Consider the following 2,199-nt stretch of genomic DNA (forward strand, 5'->3'; position numbering starts at 1 on the left):
GCTCCAGACCCAGAAAATCGCCCAGGCATTGCCCGATTGCGAGAGGGCGCTCGCGATCGCGCCGGACTCCGATCAAGCTCACCTGGTGCTGGGCCTTTGTCTTGCCGGACTCGGCCGGGTCGACGAGGCCCTCGCCAGCTTCGACCGAGCCCTCGATATCCGGCCCGACCTCGAGAGCGCGATCTCCAGCAGGATATTCACGCTCGATTTCGTGGCGGACGCCGGCGTCGCGCAGCATCAGCAGGCGCGACACCTGTGGTGGGAGCGGATCGGAACGAAAATCGCTTCAGATGCGGCGGCACCGCATGACAACAGCCGCGATCCCGATCGCCGCCTCGTGCTTGGCTACGTGTCATCGGACTTCAACGCGCATTCGGCCGCGTTCATTTTCAAGCCGGTCCTGCAGCACCATGACCGGGCGCAGTTCGAGATCGTGTGCTACGCGTGCTCGTCGAAGATCGATGCGACGACGCGCGAATTTCAGGGGATCGCCGACCGCTGGCGCGACGCATCGCAATGGAACGACGATCGCCTCGCCGCTCAGATCCGCGCCGACGGCGTCGATATCCTGATCGACCTGTCCGGCCACACCAGGGGAAACCGCCTCGGCGTGTTCGCGCGCAAGCCGGCACCTATCCAGGTCCATGGCTGGGGCCACGGCACCGGCACCGGGCTGCCGACGATCGATTATCTTTGCTCCGACCCGGTCGCGATCCCCCGCGAGGTCCGGCATCTGTTTGCGGAGACCGTCGTCGACCTGCCGTGCTTCGTAACGCTGGCGCCGCTGCCGGAGGGCGTGGTGCGGGCACAGGCGCCGGCGATCGCGAACGGCTTCGTCACCTTCGGCGTCTTCAACCGCATCAGCAAGATTTCGGACGCGGCGGTGGAAGCCTGGTCCAGGATTCTCGAGCGACTGCCGGGTTCAAGGCTGCTGATCAAGGATTTCGCGCTGGACGATGGGCTGGTGCGCGACAACCTGCTGGCGCGGCTCGCCGCGTGCCGCCTGACCACCGATCGGGTCGAGCTGCTCGGCGCCACCTCCCGGGACGACCATCTGGCCTCGTTCAATCGCGTCGATATTTGCCTCGACACGTTCCCGCAGAATGGCGGCGTCAGCACCTGGGAAGCCTTGCAGATGGGCGTGCCTGTTGTGGCGAAGCTCGGCAACAGCCTGCCCGGCCGCGCGGCCGGCTCCATCCTGACGGCGCTTGGCCTGCCGGACTGGGTCGCAGATAGCGCGGTGGCATATGTCGAGAGCTCAACACGCTGCGCATTGAACTGCCCGACAAGATCCGGGCCGCAGCCGCCGGAAACCCCGTCGCGTACGGGCGAGCGGTGGACCAGACCTATCGCGCGATGTGGAGACGTTATTGCAGCGGCACATCGTAGGGGCGGCAAAGCGGAGGCGTGCCCACCCTCGCCATCGCGGAGAGTTGGTGGGCACGGCGCGCGCAGTGCGCGCCTTTGTCCGCACTAAGAGACCGGCGCTCTGTTCAATGCAGCCGGAACACGCCGTCGACGGCGCGGAGCTCGGCGGGCTTGATCAGCTTGGAATGCGCGACGGTGACCGAATGGAGCGGGCCGTCGAGCTTTTCCTGCCAGAAGGCCAGGAAATCCTTCAGCGCGGGGAATTTCGGAAACATGTCGTAGTTCTGCCAGACGTAGGTCTGGAGCAGCGAGGGATGATCCGGCATTCGATAAAGGATTTGTGCCGTCGTCAGCCCGTAGCCCAGCATCTGTTTCCGGAAATCGTCGGAAACACCCCCAACGCGCAGTCCCATGCCAAACCTCCTTTGCAGGAGCGCATTCGGCGGGTGGCTTGATCCGTGCCCCGGGGAGCCACCCGGCTGCTGATGCGCTCACACCAGAAATGTGACGCAAACCGACAATTCATCTCAAGCCCAAAAGTTTAACAAGCTGTTGAAATTCAATGCGTTAGCAGCAGATACGCCACCGTGCTAATACGGGCTCCGGCATCGGTTAACGATAGTGAACGCCTTCTGGCAGTCCACGCTTTTGGCTGCTAATTTTTCTGCTACAAGCCCTTGCCCCCACAAAATTCCTGGCCTATTTCAGGCTCGCTCGTTCTAGCACTCACGGGCAACGATTGCTAACAATCTCAAAACCTCAACCCGAGCAATTGCTTAGGAGGACTGCATGAAATTCCGTCCGCTTCACGACCGCGTCGTGGTCAAGCGC

Annotated in this window: 2 protein-coding genes; one reads left to right on the plus strand and one right to left on the minus strand. The window is 63.2% G+C overall.

Annotation, left to right across the window (positions count from 1 at the left end):
* Positions 1-1,477: tetratricopeptide repeat protein (locus JHD07_RS38250; RefSeq protein WP_291631652.1), on the plus strand; the 1,477-nt coding region annotated here is incomplete at its 5' end.
* 16 nt (positions 1,478-1,493) lie between these two features.
* Here the strand turns inward: JHD07_RS38250 and JHD07_RS38255 are convergent.
* A complete protein-coding gene (locus JHD07_RS38255; RefSeq protein ID WP_024340798.1) occupies positions 1,494-1,781 on the minus strand; it encodes an usg protein in 288 nt (95 codons plus the stop codon).
* Between the last annotated feature and the right edge of the window lie 418 nt (positions 1,782-2,199).

It is taken from the genome of Bradyrhizobium sp. (assembly GCF_016462955.1).
Classification (GTDB): Bacteria; Pseudomonadota; Alphaproteobacteria; order Rhizobiales; family Xanthobacteraceae; genus Bradyrhizobium.

Bases quoted from the DNA above. Each gene is read 5' to 3' on its own strand.
- JHD07_RS38255 (WP_024340798.1), bottom strand. From the start codon at position 1,781: ATGGGACTGCGCGTTGGGGGTGTTTCCGACGATTTCCGGAAACAGATG.